This is a genomic window from Campylobacter sp. 2014D-0216 (assembly GCF_014931215.1).
In the GTDB taxonomy this organism is placed as follows: domain Bacteria; phylum Campylobacterota; class Campylobacteria; order Campylobacterales; family Campylobacteraceae; genus Campylobacter_D.
Genome location: NZ_CP063089.1, coordinates 1,318,689 through 1,335,497, shown reverse-complemented (window position 1 = coordinate 1,335,497; position 16,809 = coordinate 1,318,689). Strand labels below are relative to the sequence as shown.

General features: G+C 31.2%; 17 protein-coding genes, 1 tRNA gene and 1 other RNA gene. 7 read left to right on the top strand and 12 right to left on the bottom strand.

All coding sequences use genetic code 11. The features are described 5' to 3' along the window. Window positions 1-136: 136 nt before the first annotated feature. From A0083_RS06700 to modA, 3 genes are read right to left on the bottom strand one after another with little or no spacing between them, the layout of a single operon-like run. Window positions 137-985 carry an ABC transporter ATP-binding protein gene (locus tag A0083_RS06700; RefSeq protein WP_197552966.1) on the bottom strand — a complete coding sequence of 283 codons (849 nt, stop codon included), beginning with the start codon at window positions 983-985 and terminating at the stop codon, window positions 137-139. Further along, entirely contained in the window at window positions 979-1,368 is a 390-nt protein-coding gene (locus A0083_RS06695) for a hypothetical protein (protein WP_197552964.1), read from the bottom strand. Before A0083_RS06695 ends, A0083_RS06700 begins: the two co-directional genes overlap by 7 nt. Continuing rightward, window positions 1,365-2,120 (bottom strand): molybdate ABC transporter substrate-binding protein, encoded by a 756-nt coding sequence (modA, locus tag A0083_RS06690; protein WP_120759961.1) that lies wholly within the window; start codon window positions 2,118-2,120, stop codon window positions 1,365-1,367. Before modA ends, A0083_RS06695 begins: the two co-directional genes overlap by 4 nt. 223 nt (window positions 2,121-2,343) lie before the next feature. Between modA and A0083_RS06685 the strand changes: the two genes are divergently transcribed. From A0083_RS06685 to A0083_RS06675, 3 genes are read left to right on the top strand one after another with little or no spacing between them, the layout of a single operon-like run. Continuing rightward, a complete protein-coding gene (locus A0083_RS06685; RefSeq protein ID WP_197552962.1) occupies window positions 2,344-3,030 on the top strand; it encodes an MlaA family lipoprotein in 687 nt (228 codons plus the stop codon). A 9-nt stretch (window positions 3,031-3,039) separates the two neighbouring features. After that, window positions 3,040-3,609 carry a Tgt2/MlaC family protein gene (locus A0083_RS06680; RefSeq protein WP_197552960.1) on the top strand — a complete coding sequence of 190 codons (570 nt, stop codon included), beginning with the start codon at window positions 3,040-3,042 and terminating at the stop codon, window positions 3,607-3,609. After that, a complete protein-coding gene (locus A0083_RS06675; RefSeq protein ID WP_197552958.1) occupies window positions 3,609-6,059 on the top strand; it encodes an efflux RND transporter permease subunit in 2,451 nt (816 codons plus the stop codon). The genes A0083_RS06680 and A0083_RS06675 overlap by 1 nt, the downstream gene beginning before the upstream one ends. 35 nt (window positions 6,060-6,094) lie before the next feature. On the opposite strand, the gene A0083_RS06670 is transcribed toward A0083_RS06675, so the two are convergent. Next, window positions 6,095-6,712 (bottom strand): non-canonical purine NTP pyrophosphatase, encoded by a 618-nt coding sequence (locus A0083_RS06670; RefSeq protein ID WP_197552956.1) that lies wholly within the window; start codon window positions 6,710-6,712, stop codon window positions 6,095-6,097. Between the two features lie 77 nt (window positions 6,713-6,789). Between A0083_RS06670 and A0083_RS06665 the strand changes: the two genes are divergently transcribed. Beyond that, window positions 6,790-8,091: an MFS transporter gene (locus A0083_RS06665; protein WP_197552954.1), complete on the top strand. Its 1,302-nt coding sequence runs from the start codon at window positions 6,790-6,792 to the stop codon at window positions 8,089-8,091. A gap of 7 nt (window positions 8,092-8,098) precedes the next feature. On the opposite strand, the gene A0083_RS06660 is transcribed toward A0083_RS06665, so the two are convergent. Both A0083_RS06660 and ruvB read right to left on the bottom strand, forming a co-directional pair. Further along, window positions 8,099-9,142 carry an AI-2E family transporter gene (locus A0083_RS06660; protein WP_197552952.1) on the bottom strand — a complete coding sequence of 348 codons (1,044 nt, stop codon included), beginning with the start codon at window positions 9,140-9,142 and terminating at the stop codon, window positions 8,099-8,101. Continuing rightward, the gene (ruvB, locus tag A0083_RS06655) at window positions 9,132-10,142 is read right to left on the bottom strand and encodes a Holliday junction branch migration DNA helicase RuvB (RefSeq protein ID WP_120759950.1); all 1,011 of its coding nucleotides are present in this window, start codon (window positions 10,140-10,142) and stop codon (window positions 9,132-9,134) included. The genes A0083_RS06660 and ruvB overlap by 11 nt, the downstream gene beginning before the upstream one ends. An 87-nt stretch (window positions 10,143-10,229) precedes the next feature. Here ruvB and A0083_RS06650 point away from each other — a divergent pair, with 87 nt between their 5' ends. Both A0083_RS06650 and ssrA read left to right on the top strand, forming a co-directional pair. Beyond that, window positions 10,230-10,640 carry a histidine phosphotransferase gene (locus A0083_RS06650; protein WP_120759948.1) on the top strand — a complete coding sequence of 137 codons (411 nt, stop codon included), beginning with the start codon at window positions 10,230-10,232 and terminating at the stop codon, window positions 10,638-10,640. A 1-nt stretch (window position 10,641) separates the two neighbouring features. Beyond that, window positions 10,642-11,000, top strand: a transfer-messenger RNA (tmRNA) gene (gene ssrA, locus A0083_RS06645). Window positions 11,001-11,202: 202 nt separating this feature from the next. Here the strand turns inward: ssrA and A0083_RS06640 are convergent. The 3 genes from A0083_RS06640 to A0083_RS06630 form a co-directional block, all read right to left on the bottom strand. Continuing rightward, the gene (locus tag A0083_RS06640; protein WP_197552950.1) at window positions 11,203-11,439 is read right to left on the bottom strand and encodes a hypothetical protein; all 237 of its coding nucleotides are present in this window, start codon (window positions 11,437-11,439) and stop codon (window positions 11,203-11,205) included. A 117-nt stretch (window positions 11,440-11,556) separates the two neighbouring features. Continuing rightward, window positions 11,557-12,486: a ribose-phosphate pyrophosphokinase gene (locus tag A0083_RS06635; RefSeq protein WP_197552948.1), complete on the bottom strand. Its 930-nt coding sequence runs from the start codon at window positions 12,484-12,486 to the stop codon at window positions 11,557-11,559. 64 nt (window positions 12,487-12,550) lie between these two features. Continuing rightward, window positions 12,551-12,955, bottom strand: coding sequence for an acyl-CoA thioesterase (locus tag A0083_RS06630; protein WP_039626910.1), 405 nt, complete (start codon window positions 12,953-12,955; stop codon window positions 12,551-12,553). A gap of 64 nt (window positions 12,956-13,019) precedes the next feature. Between A0083_RS06630 and ciaB the strand changes: the two genes are divergently transcribed. Next, window positions 13,020-14,855: an invasion protein CiaB gene (gene ciaB / locus A0083_RS06625; RefSeq protein WP_197552946.1), complete on the top strand. Its 1,836-nt coding sequence runs from the start codon at window positions 13,020-13,022 to the stop codon at window positions 14,853-14,855. Window positions 14,856-14,874: 19 nt separating this feature from the next. On the opposite strand, the gene A0083_RS06620 is transcribed toward ciaB, so the two are convergent. The 3 genes from A0083_RS06620 to A0083_RS06610 form a co-directional block, all read right to left on the bottom strand. After that, complete coding sequence (locus A0083_RS06620; RefSeq protein WP_197552944.1) at window positions 14,875-15,069, bottom strand: hypothetical protein; 195 nt, start codon at window positions 15,067-15,069, stop codon at window positions 14,875-14,877. Beyond that, window positions 15,062-16,525, bottom strand: coding sequence for a Y-family DNA polymerase (locus A0083_RS06615; RefSeq protein ID WP_197552942.1), 1,464 nt, complete (start codon window positions 16,523-16,525; stop codon window positions 15,062-15,064). Before A0083_RS06615 ends, A0083_RS06620 begins: the two co-directional genes overlap by 8 nt. A gap of 156 nt (window positions 16,526-16,681) precedes the next feature. After that, window positions 16,682-16,771, bottom strand: a tRNA-Ser gene (locus tag A0083_RS06610). Between the last annotated feature and the right edge of the window lie 38 nt (window positions 16,772-16,809).

Sequence of the window (16,809 nt, the reverse complement as noted above, 5' to 3'; positions counted from 1 at the left end):
GGCGGTGCAGTAGGAGCTATAAAATAACCACAAGATAGTCTTACTTTCCATGGAGTCCATAAGCTTGTATAGAATTTTAAGATAAAAAATCCATAAGTCATTTATCGCCCTAGAATGTTATAATTAGCGTATTTTATCATATTTTGGCTAGGTTAAGTGTAAAAGCTTTTTGGCTTAGAAGTACCTCATCGTTTTCTTTGAAATTTTTTGCTTCTAAAGGACTTAAGACAACTTGAGTGATTTGGTTTCCTATGGCAAGAATAGCAACAAAAATACTATCTTGTTTTTGCAGTTTTAAGATACGGGCTTTGATAGCAAATTTCTGAGAACCTTGCGTTTTTAAAAAAACTTCATTAGGAGTGCCTTCTTTTATGATGGCTCCATTTTCTAAAATGATGACTTTATTGGCTAGTTTATAAACTTCACTTACATCATGGCTGATTAAAATGGTGGTGATTTTGTAAGTTTTGTGAATGTTTAAAAGATAATCTTGTAAGCGTTGTTTGATTTCATTATCTAAAGCACTAAATGGCTCATCTAAAAGTAAAAGCTTTGGTCTTTGCATAATGGCTCTTGCTAAAGCCACGCGTTGTTTTTGTCCCCCGCTTAGTTCTTGAATGTGACTTTTTCTGTGCTGATTTAAATCCAAAAGATCTAAAAGCTCATTTGCAAATTCAAGATCTTTTTTAGCATATAGTAGATTTTGTTCTACATTCATATTTTCAAACAAAGCATAGTCTTGAAAAACAAAACCAAGTTGTCTTTTTTGTGGGCTTAAGAAATTTTTTTCATCAAAAAATATCTTATCACGAAAAATACAACTTCCTTGTGCTTTTTCAAAACCAGCTAAAATTCTCAAAAGCGTAGTTTTTCCACTCCCACTTTTTCCAAAGATAGCGCAAAACTCACCTTCTTTGACTTCAAAATTAATTTTAAGATGAAATTCTTTGTTTTTGAATTTTTTTTCACAATGGATTTTTAACATACATACTCTTTGATAAATAAAGCACTAGGATGAATATAAGCAAATACAAAATCATTTTTTTGATATACTTGTTCTAAAAATTCAAAAGTGCTTATTTGGGTTTCAAAGGTGCAAATTTCACTTTCTAATCTTATAACAGTGATGATTTGTCCTTGAAAAATATCTATGATTTTTGCATGAAGAGTGTTTAAAAATGTATTAGCTAGGTTTATTTTGCTTAGTAAACATTCACTACTTTTAAAAGCTAACACAACTTCTTGATCAATGCTTGCTTTTTCATCAAGTTCTAAAGCAAGCATGTATAATTTGTGTTTTTGGGCAAAAAATTCCACCCAGTTTATATTGTCATGATTTTGAATAGAATGAATTTTGGCTTTAATCATGGGATATTATAGCCATAAGCTTTGAAAATTTGCTTAGCTTTATCGCTTAGGATAAAATCATAAAATTTCTTTGCCTTAGCATTGTCTTTACCATAAGAAGTGATAACAATGCCTTGATTGATTGGATCATAGAGTTTTGGATCGATTAAAATATAATTTTTACCTTCTTGAAGTTTGTAAGATTTCATTGCATTTTCATGTAAAGCGCTTGCTGCTATAAAACCCACATCAGCTGCTTTAAGTGTTTGAGTAAGAGCCTCCCCGATAGACTTAGCTTCGATGATTTTAGCTCTTGTTTGTTTATAAATTTTAGCATTTTGTAAAGCTTCTATACTAGCTTGGCCATAGGGTGCTGCTTTGGGATTGGCAATGGAGATAATTTTAACTTTTTCATCATTGAGTGCGTTTAATCCTTTACTTAAATCCACATTTTGCACTCTTAAAGTAAGTAGCGCTAAAGCACCTTGTGCGTAGATAACAGGTTTGGTGCTAGCAAAATGATCATCATATAAGCTTTGAGCAAATTTCATATTTGCAGCCATAAAAATATCAAATGGAGCTCCATTTTTAATCTGTGCAACCAAATTTCCACTAGCACCTAAACTTACATTGACGCTAATATCTGGATTTTCTTTTTGAAATTCTTTTTGCAAGGCTTTAAATGCATAGGCTACATTTGCAGCTGCTGCGATGTTTACATCGGCTCCATAGCCAAAAATACATAAAAAAAGTAAGGCGAAAATTTTTTTCATTTTAATCCTTTTGGTTGTAAATTTAAAAAAATTATAGCTTATTTTTGAATGCAAAAATAAATTTTTATTTTTTGCATATTTTTCAAGACTTATTTTATCAATAAATAAAAATTTTTTATTTTTATAAAGAATATTTAAAAATTTATTTTAATATAAAAATTTATATGAATTTTTGTATAATTGATGTAATCTAAACTAAGAGATTTTCACAAAGGAATGGGTTTTGTTAAAATACTTATTGTCTGTATTTTTGTTTTTAAATACCTTGGTTTTTGCTAGCGACTTTGAAGATTTTGAGCAAGAGTATCAAAAAAAAGAAGTCAAAGATGGTTTTTATACTTACAATAAAGCTATGAGCAAGTTTAATTATGACCTTTATATGTATCTTTTAAGACCAGTTGTACTTTCTTATAAGAGTGTAACGCCTACTTTTGTAAGAACAGGGGTAAAAAATGCATTTGATACAACAAGATCGCCTTTTAGAATGATCAATCATCTTTTGACTTTAGAATTTAAAAAAGCAGGAGAAGAATTTGGGAGATTTTGTGTTAATGTCATTTTTGGTCTTGGCTTGTTAGATAGTGCAAGTAAGACATCTTTGAGAAGTTATGAGGCAGATTTTGGAACTACTTTGGGCAAATGGGGTATGGGAAGTGGGCCGCATTTGGTATTGCCATTGATTGGTCCTTCTAATTTGCGAGATAGTTTAGCCTTGCCGGTTAATTGGTTTATGGTACCTGAGGGGTATATTAAGAATTTTTGGCTAGGTGCTAGTGTGAATGCTGCATTAAGATTAAATGAATTAAGCTTTGAACATGAAAAAATCGATGATGTTTATCAAAATAGTGTGGATTATTACACTTTTATACGTGATGCGTATGAGCAAAGACGCCAAGAGTTGATCAAATAAGGAGAAAAAATGAAAAAAATCATAGTTTTACTTTGTAGTGTGGCATTTGCTTTTGCTTTAAATTTGCAAGATATCTCTAAAACTATGCAAGAAAAAATTGATGAAAGTTTAAAAATTTTAGATCAAAATAAAAACAATAAAAACAAAGCAGCAGATGAAATCTTTGCTCTTTTTGATGGTGTTTTTGATTATGAATTAATGGCCAAACTTAGTCTTTCTACTAGATATGAAAAATTAAATTCAGCAGAAAAAACACAATTTAATCAAGCTTTTGAAAAAAATCTTAAAAAAAGCTTCACAGACAAGCTTGCTTTGTATGATTCGCAAAAATTAAAAGTTGTTGCTTTAGAAGAAAAAAATAAAAGAGCTTTTTTAAAAACATCAATGTTAGTAGATGGTAAAGAAAATTTTGTGACTTTTAAATTTTATGACAAAAACAATGATTGGCAAATTTATGATGTGGATATTTTTGGCATAAGTATCGTTCAAACTTATCGTTCGCAGTTTAAAGATGTCTTACAAAATGGTGACTTTAAGACCTTACTTGAAAAGCTTTCTAGTGTTGATTTTTCTAAATAATGCTAAGTAGAATTTTAAAAGTTTTTTTAAATTTCCCAAAATTAACTTTGGGCTTTGCTTTGATTTTTTGTGTTTTTTTTGGATTTTTCGCAAAAAATTTAAGTGTAGATGCTAGTGCTGAAAGCTTGCTTTTAGAGCATGATGAGGGTTTGAAATTATATAGAGAAGTTTCAACACGTTATGGTAATGATAACTTTTTAATGCTTGCTTTTAGCCCCAAACAAGGGGATATATTTGACCAAGTTAATTTAGATAAAATCAAAAATTTAACTCAAGCTTTGTCAAAAATCAACGGAGTGGAGAAAGTTTTTTCTATCGCTAATGCTCCTTTGCTTACAAGTTCTAAGGGGAAAGAATTAAAAGAAATTATTCAAGATATTCCTAATATTTTTAGCCAAGACGTGGATATTGCACTAGCTAAAAAAGAAATTTTAAATCATCCTTTTTATAGAAACAATATCATTTCAAAAGATGGAAAAACGACAGGAATTTTGATCTATCTTGCACCTGATCTTGCATATAATGCCTTAGTTCACACAAGAGATGAGTTAAAAGATGAAAAAGAAAAGCACCAGCTTAGAGTTTTGATAAAAGAACATCAAGAGTATTCAAGAAAATTCAGCGCTCAAAGACTACATGAAATCAATGCACTAGTGGCACAATATAGTCAAAATGGTGATTTTCTACATCTTGGTGGCGTTGAAATGATCGCTAATGATATGATTAATTATGTTAAAAGCGATTTGAAAATTTATGGACTTAGTTTAATTGGACTTTTATTTGTTGCACTTTGGTGGTTTTTTGGCTCTTTGCGTTTAGTATTTTTGGCTTTGGGGATTTGTCTGCTTTCTCTTTTTAGTTCTAGTGGAATTTTTGCGCTTTTGGGTTTTGATATCACTGTGGTTTCTTCAAATTATGTAGCTTTGGTATTGATCATAACTGTTTCTATTGTGATTCATTTAATCGTACATTTTATAGAAAATTTACAAAAACATCCAAAGTCTAGTGTCTATAAAATACTTCTTTCAACTTTACTAGACAAAGCAAAGCCGAGTTTTTTTGCTATTTTAACCACGGTTGTTGGATTTTTAAGTTTTGTTTTTTCAGATATTGAGCCTATCATCAAACTTGGTATAATGATGAGTCTTGGTATAAGTGTGAGTTTGATTTTAGCTTATGTGTATTTTGCTAGTATTTTGGTGTTAATGCCGCGTTTAGAATTTAAAAAGCTTAATCAAAGCTCGCTTTGTTTTTTAAATTTTTGTGCAAATGCAAGCTTAAAACATAGAAAAATCATTTACGGTATTAGTGTTTTATGTGTAGTGTTTGCTTTATGGGGTATTGCTCAAATTAAAGTAGAAAATAGCTTTGTGAGTTATTTTAAAGATAGTTCTAGAATTAAACAAGGTTTGCTAGTTATCGATAAAGACTTGGGTGGGACTATGCCTTTAGATGTGATTGTTCGCTTTAAACAAGAAAAGCAACACCAACAAAGTACTGATGAGTTTGAGCAAGAATTTGATGATCTAGCTAAAGATGATAGGTATTTTTTTAGTAGTGAAAAAACAAGAATAGCTGCTAAAGTACATGGGTTTTTGAGTAAACAAAAATACGTAGGTTCTGTGTTAAGTTTAGAAAGTTTACTAGAACTTGGCAAAAGCATTAATAATGGCAAGCCTTTAGATGATTTTGCTTTGGCTTTTTTGTATGAAAATTTAGATGAGAGTTTTAAAAAGCAGGTTTTAACTCCTTTTGTTAGTGTGGAAAATAATGAGTTAAGATTTAGTGTGCGTATGTTAGATAGCGATCCAAATTTAAGACGCGATGTCTTTTTAAAGCAGCTTGAAAAAGACCTAAACGAGCTTTTACAAAATGACAATGTGCAAGTGCAAATTAGTGGCATAATGCCTTTGTATAACAACATGCTTCAAAGTCTTTTTTCTTCGCAGTTTGATACTCTAGCTTTTGTAGTGCTTGTGATTTTTGCTTTATTTGTGGTGATTTTTAGAAGTTTTGTTTATGCTTTTGTTGCAATTTTAGCTAATCTCATACCTTTGGCTTTGGTGTTTGGCTTAATGGGAATTTTAAATATACCGCTTGATATTATGAGTATTACCATCGCTGCTATTTGTATAGGGATAGGAGTTGATGATATGATTCATTATATTTACCGTTTTAAAGAAGAGTTAAAGCATAAGAGTTTAGAAGAGGCTATAAAGGCTTCTCATCTTGGCATAGGAAGTGCGATTTATTACACGAGTGTTACGATTATTCTAGGCTTTTTGGTAATGGTAAGTAGTAATTTTATCCCAACGATATATTTTGGCTTACTTACGGTTTTGGCGATGAGTTTACTTTTGCTTGGATCGCTCTTTTTGTTGCCAAGTTTTATTTTGACTTATCATTATTTTAAGCAAAATTACAATAAATCAAAAACCAAAGCACATTAATGCTAAAATATAAAAAGTACTTGATGAATTGCTTTTTAAAATGCTATTTTTTCAAGTACTCTTAAAATGTAAGTAGAAAACATTAAAGCTTGAGAACGATGTGATATGGCTAGTTTAACTTGTTCTTTTAATTCTCCTAAGGTTTTATCAAAACCTTTTGGGATAAATAAAGGATCATAACCAAAACCATTACTTCCTCTTAATGTGTCAATGACAAGTCCATGCATATATCCATGGGTAGTAAAATGTCCGTATTTTGAGCTTATAGCTATAGCTGCGGTGTAAAATGCTTTACTTTGATGTAAATTTTTTTCATGCAAGGCTTGAATGAGTTTGTTTCTATTGGCCTCATCAGTGCCTTCTTGAGAGTATCTTGCAGAAAAAATCCCTGGTGCATTGTCTAAAGCTTCTACGCTAATGCCACTATCATCGCTTAAGGTGATAAATTCATCTTGTTTGTTACCTAGAGCATTAAAAATAGCCTTAGATTTTATCAAAGCGTTTTCTTTAAAGCTTGCGCCATCTTCGATGATTTCAAAAGGAGTGATGACTTCATTCAATGCATAAATTTCATAAGTAGTTAAAAATTTCTTAATTTCTTCTATTTTATGTGTATTGGAAGTAGCTAAAACTATTTTTAATTTTTTTTTCATAAATTACTCTTTTTGTTTAGACTTTAAAAAAAGTTTATCAAAATCATAGTAAAATTATCCTTTATAAGGAGAAAAAAATGCTTAAAACAGTTTTGCCTTTGTCCTTTATTGTAGGGACTAGATTTTTTGGATTATTTATAGTTTTGCCGGTTTTAAGTTTATATGCTTTAAATTTAAAAGGAGCTAATGAGTTTTTAGTGGGACTTTTGGTAGGAGTATATGCTCTCACTCAAATGGCTTTGCAAGTTCCTTTTGGAATCATTTCGGATAAAATAGGGCGTAAGAAAACTATGCTAATAGGGCTTATCGTGTTTATCATAGGTTCTTTGGTGTGTTCATATGCAGATGATATTTATACGATGATGTTTGGAAGATTACTACAAGGAGCAGGGGCTATAGGTGCAGTAGCTACTGCCATGATAAGTGATTTTATCAATGAAGAAAATCGTGGTAAGGCGATGGCTATCATGGGGTCATTTATAGGGCTTTCTTTTGCAGCCTCTTTAGTGCTTTCTCCTTTAATGAGTGCTAAGTTTGGACTTTCAAGTTTATTTGATTTAAGTGCTATTTTGAGTTTAATTTGTATCGTGCTTTTATTTAGTGTTGTGCCAAAAGAACATACAATCGTACATGAAAATACCAAAACTCCATTAAAAAAACTTCTAAAAGAAAAAAATCTAGCTTTAATGAACCTTACTAATTGTATGCAAAAAATGCTTATGAGCATCGCATTTTTGAGTATACCTTTGGTTTTGGTACATGAGTTTAACTACCCAAGTGAAAATTTGTGGCATGTATATGTTAGCTCTATGGTACTTGGCTTTTTGGCTATGGGGTTATCAGGATCTTTGGGAGAAAAAAGAGGATTAAGTAAAGAGATATTGCTCTTAGGTGTGGCATTTTTTATTATTGCTTATATTATATTTGCTTTTTCACACAATGCTTTAGTGTTTATGGTGGGTGTTGTGGTATTTTTTATAGGATTTAATCTACATGAACCTATCATGCAAAGCTGTGCGAGTAAATTTGCTAAGGTAAATGAAAAAGGCGCGGCTTTAGGTGTGTTTAATGCTTTTGGTTATTTTGGAAGCTTTTTGGGTGGTGTTATAGGAGGGTATTTTTTACATCATTTTAGCTTAGTTACTCTTGCTTTTATTTTAGTTGCCTTGTCTTTGGTTTGGTTTGTGTTGCTTTTATTTTTGCAAAGTCCAGCGGATTTTAAAAATGTCTATTTGTCTTTAGAAACAAAACATGATTTAAATGTATTTAAAAATATAAATGGTGTTTTAGATGTATATAAAAACTCTAAATTTTTAGTGATTAAATACAATAAAAAACTTACAAGCGAAGAAGAAATTTTAGCGATTATTGAAAAATAATCGCTTTTTATACAAAGTGCTTTTCTTTTAAAATTACGTATAATTTTAAGGTAGAGATAAAGAAAGTTAAAATGGCAGGTCCAAGGATAATACCCCAAAAACCAAAGCTTGAGATTCCTGCTATCATTGCAAAGAAAATCAAAAGTTCATTGATTTGTGTTGGAATTTGAACTAGTTTTGTATTGATCCATTTGATGATGTAGGGTTTTACTAGGGTATCTGCGATGAAAGATATCATCACTACGCTATAGATAAAAATCAACAAAGCACCGCTTAGATTGTTGTTTGCAAATTCATATAAAGAAACAGGTACATAAACCAAAGCCCCTCCCACTACAGGGATTAAAGAACTAAAGCAAAATAATATCCCCATTAAAATCGCATCATAACCATAAAATTTAGTAATGATAGCAAAAAGCACTCCTTGTAAGATAGCATTAAGCACCATAGAGTAAAACACTACAGACATGACATTGCTTACCTCACTTAAAATACCTTGAGTTTCTTCTTTTTTCATAGGGACGATGGTTTTGATATAGCCAATGAGTTGGGCTCCATAGAGATTAGCAAAGAAATAAAACACACAAATTAACACCATATCAGTTAAAAATTTCGTACCTAACTTAGTTGCACTTGAAAGATAAGTTAAGATATTTTTAGAGATAGAATTTAAATCAATACTTGCTAGGGTTTCTTTGATTTTTGGTTCTATAAAGCTTAAAGATTCTGGTAAATGCAAAGAGTAGTTTTTAAAATATTCTATGGTATTGTGGAAATAACTCATATCAAAACCCTTTGCCGCTTTTGCTAATTCGATAATGGCATAAACAAAAGGTATAAAAAACATCGCTAACATAAATGCAGTAGTAGCAGTGGCTGCCATAACTTTTTTGCCTTTAAAGATGTTGAGAAATTTAATATTTACATTAGAAGTAGATACAGCCATTAAGCTCGCTATGGCGATATTCATCAAAAAGGGTTTAAATAAATAAAGCACCCAAAATAAAATGATCAAGATAAAGCTAATCAAGAAAAAGTTACTACTTTTCATCAAACAAACCTTTGTTATATTTTAGTTTTAACACATCAAAGCTTTTTAAACTCGCAATGCGACCTTTAGCGGTTCTTTCTATATAGCCATTTGCTAGCAAGTAAGGTTCTATCACATCTTCGATAGTGTTTTCATCTTCGCTTAATGCAGCAGCTATGCTAGAAAGCCCTATAGGTTTTCTTTTAGCATCGGTTAAAAGTTCTAGGTATCTTAAGTCCATTGCATCAAAACCTAGCTCATTTACTCCTAAAGAATCCAGTGCTTCTTTAGCTCTTTTTTCGCTAATGATATCTTCATCATTAACATCAGCAAAATCTCTAACACGCTTAAGCAACCTTAATGCGATCCTTGGGGTAGAACGGCTGCGTTTGGCTATCTCTAAAGAAGCTTTTTTTTCACAAGTTTTGTTGAGTTTTAAGGCTGCTTTTTCTAAGATGATGGCAAGTTCTTCATTTTTATAAAATTCTAAACGAAATTGCATACCAAAGCGATCGCGTAAAGGATTGCTTAGCATACCAGCTCTTGTAGTAGCGCCAATGAGTGTAAATTTAGGTAGATCGATTTTTATCGTTTGTGCAGCAGGTCCGCTACCAATGATAATATCAAGACGAAAATCTTCCATGGCAGGGTAAAGTACTTCTTCTATAGCAGGACTTAAACGATGAATTTCATCGATAAATAAAATATCCCCTTCGCTAAGATTGGTTAAAATCGCAGCTAAATCCCCGCTTTTTTCTATCATAGGTGCAGCGGTGGTTTTGATGTTGGCATTCATTTCATATGAGATGATATTAGCCAAAGTTGTTTTGCCAAGTCCTGCAGGTCCACTAAAAAGGATATGATCTAAGCATTCATTTCTTTTTTTAGCGGCTTTGATGAAAATTTCTAAATTTTTCTTAATATTTTCTTGTCCTATATAACCATCAAAATTTGAAGGTCTTAAGCTAGTTTCATATGTTTCATCGGGGGAAAATTTTTCAATCTCTACAATTCTATCCATCTTTTTCCAATTTTGTTTTGTCAAAAATTTGAATTTTATCTAAAATTTGTTAAAATAAACATTTAAACTTAAATTATAGAAGTTTTCATGGGAATTTTAGAGCAATTAGAGATAGAATACGAGCTTGAAGAAATCGAGCGTTTTTTGTATTTTTTTAGAAGTCTTTGCGATGTTTTAGAGCCTTTGATTGTAAAGTTAAGCAGTGATAGCTTAAAATACAAAGAAGCCTTAAAAGACTTAGAGCAAAACATTCACAATGTAGTTTGGGCTGCTAAAAGACTAAATTTAGATGAGATTGCAAATTTTTGCACATTTTGTGAAGAGATTATGCAAGAAGCAGCTAAATTGGATGGCCCTGCTAGTGATGAATTTGTGGATTGGATGTTTTTAGTGGGTGAACAGCTAGATAAGTATTGCAGTGATTATGAAAAAAATGCTTCTTTTTTAAGTGTGTTTAATCCTCAGATTGCAAATGTTCCGGATAAAATTTCTCAATAATGGGGACGACTTGGCTTCGACAGGAGTAGAGTGGCCTTGGTGGCATGTCGCTTTGAGCAAAGCGTATAAAGCTCAAATTAAAATTAAACGCAAACAACGTTAAATTTGCTCCTGCTTACGCTAAAGCTGCGTAAGTTCAGTTGAGCCTGAATTTTAAGTGATACTATCTAGCTTAGAATTTGGTCATTTTTGATAGTGTAGATTGAAATTTGACAAGTTTTGATTGAAGTTAAAGTCTTAGTCTAGCTTGAAATTTTGGAAGGTGAGTTTGGCTAGATGAAGTTTTCACCTTTACTAAACATGTAGATGCCGTGGTTGTTTTATTTTTGGACAGGGGTTCAATTCCCCTCGTCTCCACCAAATTTAATTTTTTTATAAAAATTATATTGTTTTTTTGTATTTTTACTAGTTAAGTTGTTTTTAATATAAAAAAATTATGAATAAAAAAGTGTAGATTTTGTTTATAAAATGATAGATTTATAGGAGATAATATAATTCTTAAATGAGGAAATAAAATAATACTCTTAAAAACTAGAGTATTATTTTGTAATTTTTTAGATGTTTAATTATCCTTGTGCTGATTATTCTTGACTAACGCATCTCTTATGTCGATGATAAGATAAATTAGAAAAAAGCTTAAAAATATTACTGTAAAAAACCCAATAAGCGATGCCAAACCTACTGCAAAATCTTGCGTTAACATTATCGCAATAGAATAACCAATCGCCGAAATAAAACTTAATATGGTTATTATATCTAGCAAAGTTCTGCCAATTTTTATGATTAAATTTTTAATCATGATTACTCCTTGATTGAAAAATTACCAATTATAGCAAAAATATAATTTTAATTAATGAGAGATTGTAAAATTATTTGAGATTTAGGTTTTCTTTGCAAGATAATCCTTGCAAAGAATTTATACAAATAAAGAATTCACACTTTCGTTGTGATAAACTCTGCGTATTACCTCACCAAAAATAGGTGCTACGCTTAGGACTTTGATTTTATCCATTTGTTGTTTTAAAGGTATAGTGTCAGTTACTACTAGCTCATCAAGCGCATCTTTGGCTATTCTTTCATAAGCTACACCACTAAGAACAGGGTGAGTACAGCAAGCTATAACTGACTTTGCACCTTTGCTTTTAAACACTTCAGCAGCTTTTACTATGGTTCCTGCTGTATCGATGATATCATCTACTAAAATCACTTCTTTATCTTTTACATCACCGATGATGTTCATTACTTCGCTTTCATTAGCTTTTTCGCGTCTTTTATCTACTATAACTATATCAAGCCCTAAAGCTTTTGCTACGCTTCTAGCTCTTGCTATACCACCTATATCAGGACTTGCGATGATAGGGTTTTTATAGTTTTTATTTTTAATATAATCATTAAAAATAATACTTCCATAAAGATTATCCACCGGTATATCAAAAAAGCCTTGAATTTGTCCAGCATGTAAGTCTATAGTAGCTACTCTATCTACTCCTGCTGATTCTATAAGATTTGCTACTAATTTTGCAGTAATAGGCACTCTAGGACTTGCTTTTCTATCTTGTCTAGCATAGCCAAAATAAGGGATGATAGCTGTGATAGAGCTTGCACTTGAGCGACGCAATGCATCTGTCATGATTAAAAGCTCCATTAGGTTATCATTTGTTGGAGCATAAGTGCTTTGTATGATAAACACATCTTTACCACGCACGCTCTCATCGATTTGAATGCTAATTTCACCATCACTAAAACGCTTCACGCCTGCATTGCTTAGAGGCAGTGAAAGGTATTTTGAGATTTTTTTAGCAAATTCCTCATTTGCTGAACCAGAAAATATTTTATATCCACGCATATATAAGCCTTAGAAAGTTTTTTGTGATGATATAAAATTTTTTTTAAAAATACAATAAAACTTATCAAAAGCCATGTAATCTTTTTAAATCCGCATCAATAGGGAATTTATTTCCATCTTTATCTACGCTTACATAAGTTACCACAGCTGAAGTTACATGCATGCAGTATACACGTCCGTAGTCATTTGCTCTTTGAGTGACCACTTCTACTTCTACGGTGATGGATGTATTGCCTGCTTTGATGATTTTCGCATAGCAAGAAACTAAATCGCCTACGAAAATTGGTTCTTTAAAAATGATCTTATCCACTGCTACTGTAACAACTCTTTGAGGGGAAAGTTCTCTTGCAGCAATAGCCCCGGCTAGATCAATTTGCGACATGATCCAACCACCAAAGATATTGCCAGCAGGGTTTGTGTTGCTTGGCATAGCTATAACTCTTAGCTTAGGTTCTCCCATATCTTTCATACATTCTCCTTGTGTTTTAAAAAAAATATTATAATTAAGTTTTAAAAATAAAGAAAGGTAAAATATGAATGATTTTAAGCAAATAGCAAAAATTGTGAAAAATAGGAAGCAAAATATTAATAGTCTTTATAATATACTTCAAACCAACCAAAGTCATCCTTTGATAGATAGGGCATTAGAATTAGCTAATCTTGAAAATGAAAAAAATAATGTTTTGGCAATGTTACGCCGTTTAGTGGATTTAAAAGAAGAAAATTTAGTTCAAGAGCTTGAGAAAAAAGGTTTAAATGAAGAAGAAATTTCTCAAATAAAATATAAAGTTTTTTCTTTAGTAAGAGCCTTTTATGAGGTAGAACATCAAGATTTAATCGATGAGATTAAGAGTAAAAATTTACTTGATGAGTTTTATTTGGCTTTAGTTCAAGGTGTGCATAATATAGGCGTGGTGATGAATTCCTTTGAGCTTGTTTGGAGTAAGCAAATTTTAGATACAAATAATAAAATTTTAAAAGAACAATTTCCAAATTTAAGTGATGCTTTGGAGTTTTTAAAACAAAATGAGCTTTATCAGCTTAATCAAGATGGCGAAATTTGTGAAAGAAGCTATGGAGCTTTAGTCAAAATAGGAACTCTTTGGAGGTTTTTACCTTATGCAAAAGCTTTTGAAAATGAAGTCTTAAAACTTGAATATGAGTTTGATAAACTTTTAGAAAAACTAAGAAATTGCGCATTAGATGATGAAAAAAATGCTTATATTGATTATATAGAAAAATTAAAATTTGCTTTTTGTGAAAAAGATAATAACGAGGTGGTTAAAAAATGGCAAGAAGCAGAGCTTGCATGGATGGAAGTAAAATGCCCATTGCAAATTGGTCATCCTTTGGAATACTATGAAGACTCTTATACTCATGCAGTGGCACTTGAGTGGGATATACGTTTAGAAGATGTGAGTGATTTTAATGGGGGTGAGTTTAAAGATAAAATCAAAGAAAGCTTTGCAATGGTGTATGCAAATTTAGATGAAGAAGATGAAGCTTTGTTTGATGAGGTGAATTTTAATCTTGATAAAACCCAGCTTTATATTTGTATGCCTATGATTTTTTATGGAGCAGAGTTTAAGGGGCTTTTTTCTGCTCAAGTAGTGCCAAATGATGAATATGTAAGCAATATAGCAGGTAAAAAGATCTTTGCTTTTTTGAATTATGTTTATGAAAATGCTAAAACCAAACCTTTCATGAAGCTTTCTTCTATGGTATTTGAAAAAGAATTTTTAGATTATGGGAGAGAAATTTTATTTTATAATGAAAAATTATGGAAAAGAATTTATGAAGTTTCCACTATAGGTCATGAGTTTGGGCATATTTTCTTTGTGGCAAATGATAGTGAAAAGAAAATGAATGAAAGTGGTGTGTTTAAAAATATAGAAGAGTTTAAAGCTACTGCAGGTGGGCTTGTGAATTTCTTTTTACATGAAGAAGATGATTTAAAACTTCCTGTATTTTATGAACTTATTAAAAGGGCTATAGGTTTGATTGCTTGGCAAAGAGTAGAAGAGGTTAAGCCTTATTATACTGAAGGTTTAATTCATTTATCATTGTTGTTTAAATCAGGGGTGCTATCTTTTGCAAATGAGAAATTAAACATTAAATTTGATGAGGAAGCATATGAGAGTTTTAAGGCTGTGTTTATGCAAAATTATTATAAGTTAGCAAAACATTATATGTTGAAAGAAGATGCAAAAAACTATCTAGACGAATTTTGTGTTTTAGAAGATGGGGTATTTTTACCACTTAATGATGAGTGTAAAGAATTTGTAAAATATTACTATGAATTACACAAACTTTATGGTAATGAAATCGATGAAAGCGGAGAGTTTGAGAAGTACTCTAACGCAAGATAATACAACTTCAAGAAGAAAATCAACTTTCTTCTTGATATTTACTTTTTTCTAATGTTTTTTCCATATCTTTTTGTGTTTTTAAAATAGCTTTGCTAAAACCATTTAAGACTGAAAATGGAGCAAATTGTGCTGCTCTTTTTTCTCTTGGCATTGGTGGGAATTGTTTTGATTTTTGATACTTTATGTCTATTATATCTTGATAATCATCATGCATGATGACCTCCTATCAAAGAAGTGATTTCTTTGGTTTCATCATCTAAACTTGAAGCTTTAACAATGGCATTTTTACCAAATTTTTGCATGATTTGAAGTCTAGTTTTTTGGAGTTTTTCTTCTTTTGCAAGTTGATTTTGCTCTTGTAAAATTGTATTCAAATCACTAAATAAATTTAGTTCTTGGTAGTTTTCTTGTGCTTTATCTGTGATGTTATTTAAACTTAAGCTGATTTTTCGAATACTTAAGTTTTTATCACTGATTTTGTGAAAAAGTTCTAAGGCTTTTTTGTTGATGATTTTTAAAGAATGAGTAAAATTTTCTAAGGGTATACTTCCATGGGCATTTTTAGGTATAGCTCTTCCATAGCTATCTTTGATAATTGTTCCTTTATAAGAGTTTGAAAAGCTGGAGCTTTCTAGATTGCTTTTGTCATATTGTATATCTAGTGTGATATGATTGGTTTTAAGATCACACTGGATAAGCTCAAGTACTAAGTGATCTACAAGTTCTTTTAGAACTTTCATTGCTTGTTTGTTTTCATAGGCAAAAGGTAGAACTTTAGCCATGACTTTGGAATGATTTTGTGATTTGTAGTTTTTGATATCTTTCATCGTGCATGCTTCAATGCCCCATGCATGGTCGATTAAAAGTTCAGCATTAACACCAAAATGCTTATAAAGCAAAGCTTCGTGTTTTAAAGAAAATCTCGCAAGATCTCCCATGGTGTAAATGTTGAAATTAGCAAGTTTTAAAGCTATCCCTTTACCTATACGCCAAAAATCTTTCAAAGGCTTGTGATGCCACATTTTATAACGATATAGCTTCTCATCTAAGAAGGCTATAAGTAAGCCATTTTCATCTACCTTTTGTCTTTTGGCTAGTATATCCATGGCGATTTTTGCTAGATATAGATTGGTCCCTATGCCTGCTGTTGCCGTGATTTTACTAGTGTGTAAAATATCAAGTAAAACTTTGGTAAGTAGTTCATAAGCTGAAAGTTTGTATTTTTCAAGGTAAGAACTAAGATCGATAAAAACTTCATCGATAGAATAAACATGTATGTCTTTAGCATCAAAATATTTTAAATAAATGCTATATATTTTAGCACTAAATTCAATATAAGTTGCCATTCTAGGTTTAGCGATAATATAATCTATTTCTAAATCTAAGTTTTGATCGAGTTGAATTGCATCAAAACTTTTAGCTTTAAAAGAATGGTATTGGCTTTGTTTTAAGCGTGCTTGATTGAGTGAGTGAATGGTTTGTTTAAACTCAAACAGTCTTAATCTACCGGGTATATGATATGCTTTTAAAGCAGGTGAAACCGCCAAAATAATAGTTTTATCTGTTCTTGACTCATCTGCTACAATGAGATTGGTTGTTAGGGGGTTTAGGTTTCTTAAAATACATTCAGCAGAAGCGTAAAAAGATTTTAAATCAATAGAAGCATACATTGGATTTTAAAACCATGAGTTAATTTTTTAAAAGCAGAGTTATAAAAATGACTTTAATATATGATAACTTCTTAGCAAAATAGAGCATTTTATAACAACCTTATCGAGTTGAATTAGGGTAAATTTAAAGATTTTATAAAAGTTGAATTAGCAGTGTGGCGGACAGAGAGGGATTTGAACCCTCGAGACCCGTTAAGATCTGCACCCTTAGCAGGGGTGTGGTTTCAGCCACTCACCCATCTGTCCTTTTAAAAGGGAAAGTATATCTTATTTTTTATAAGATA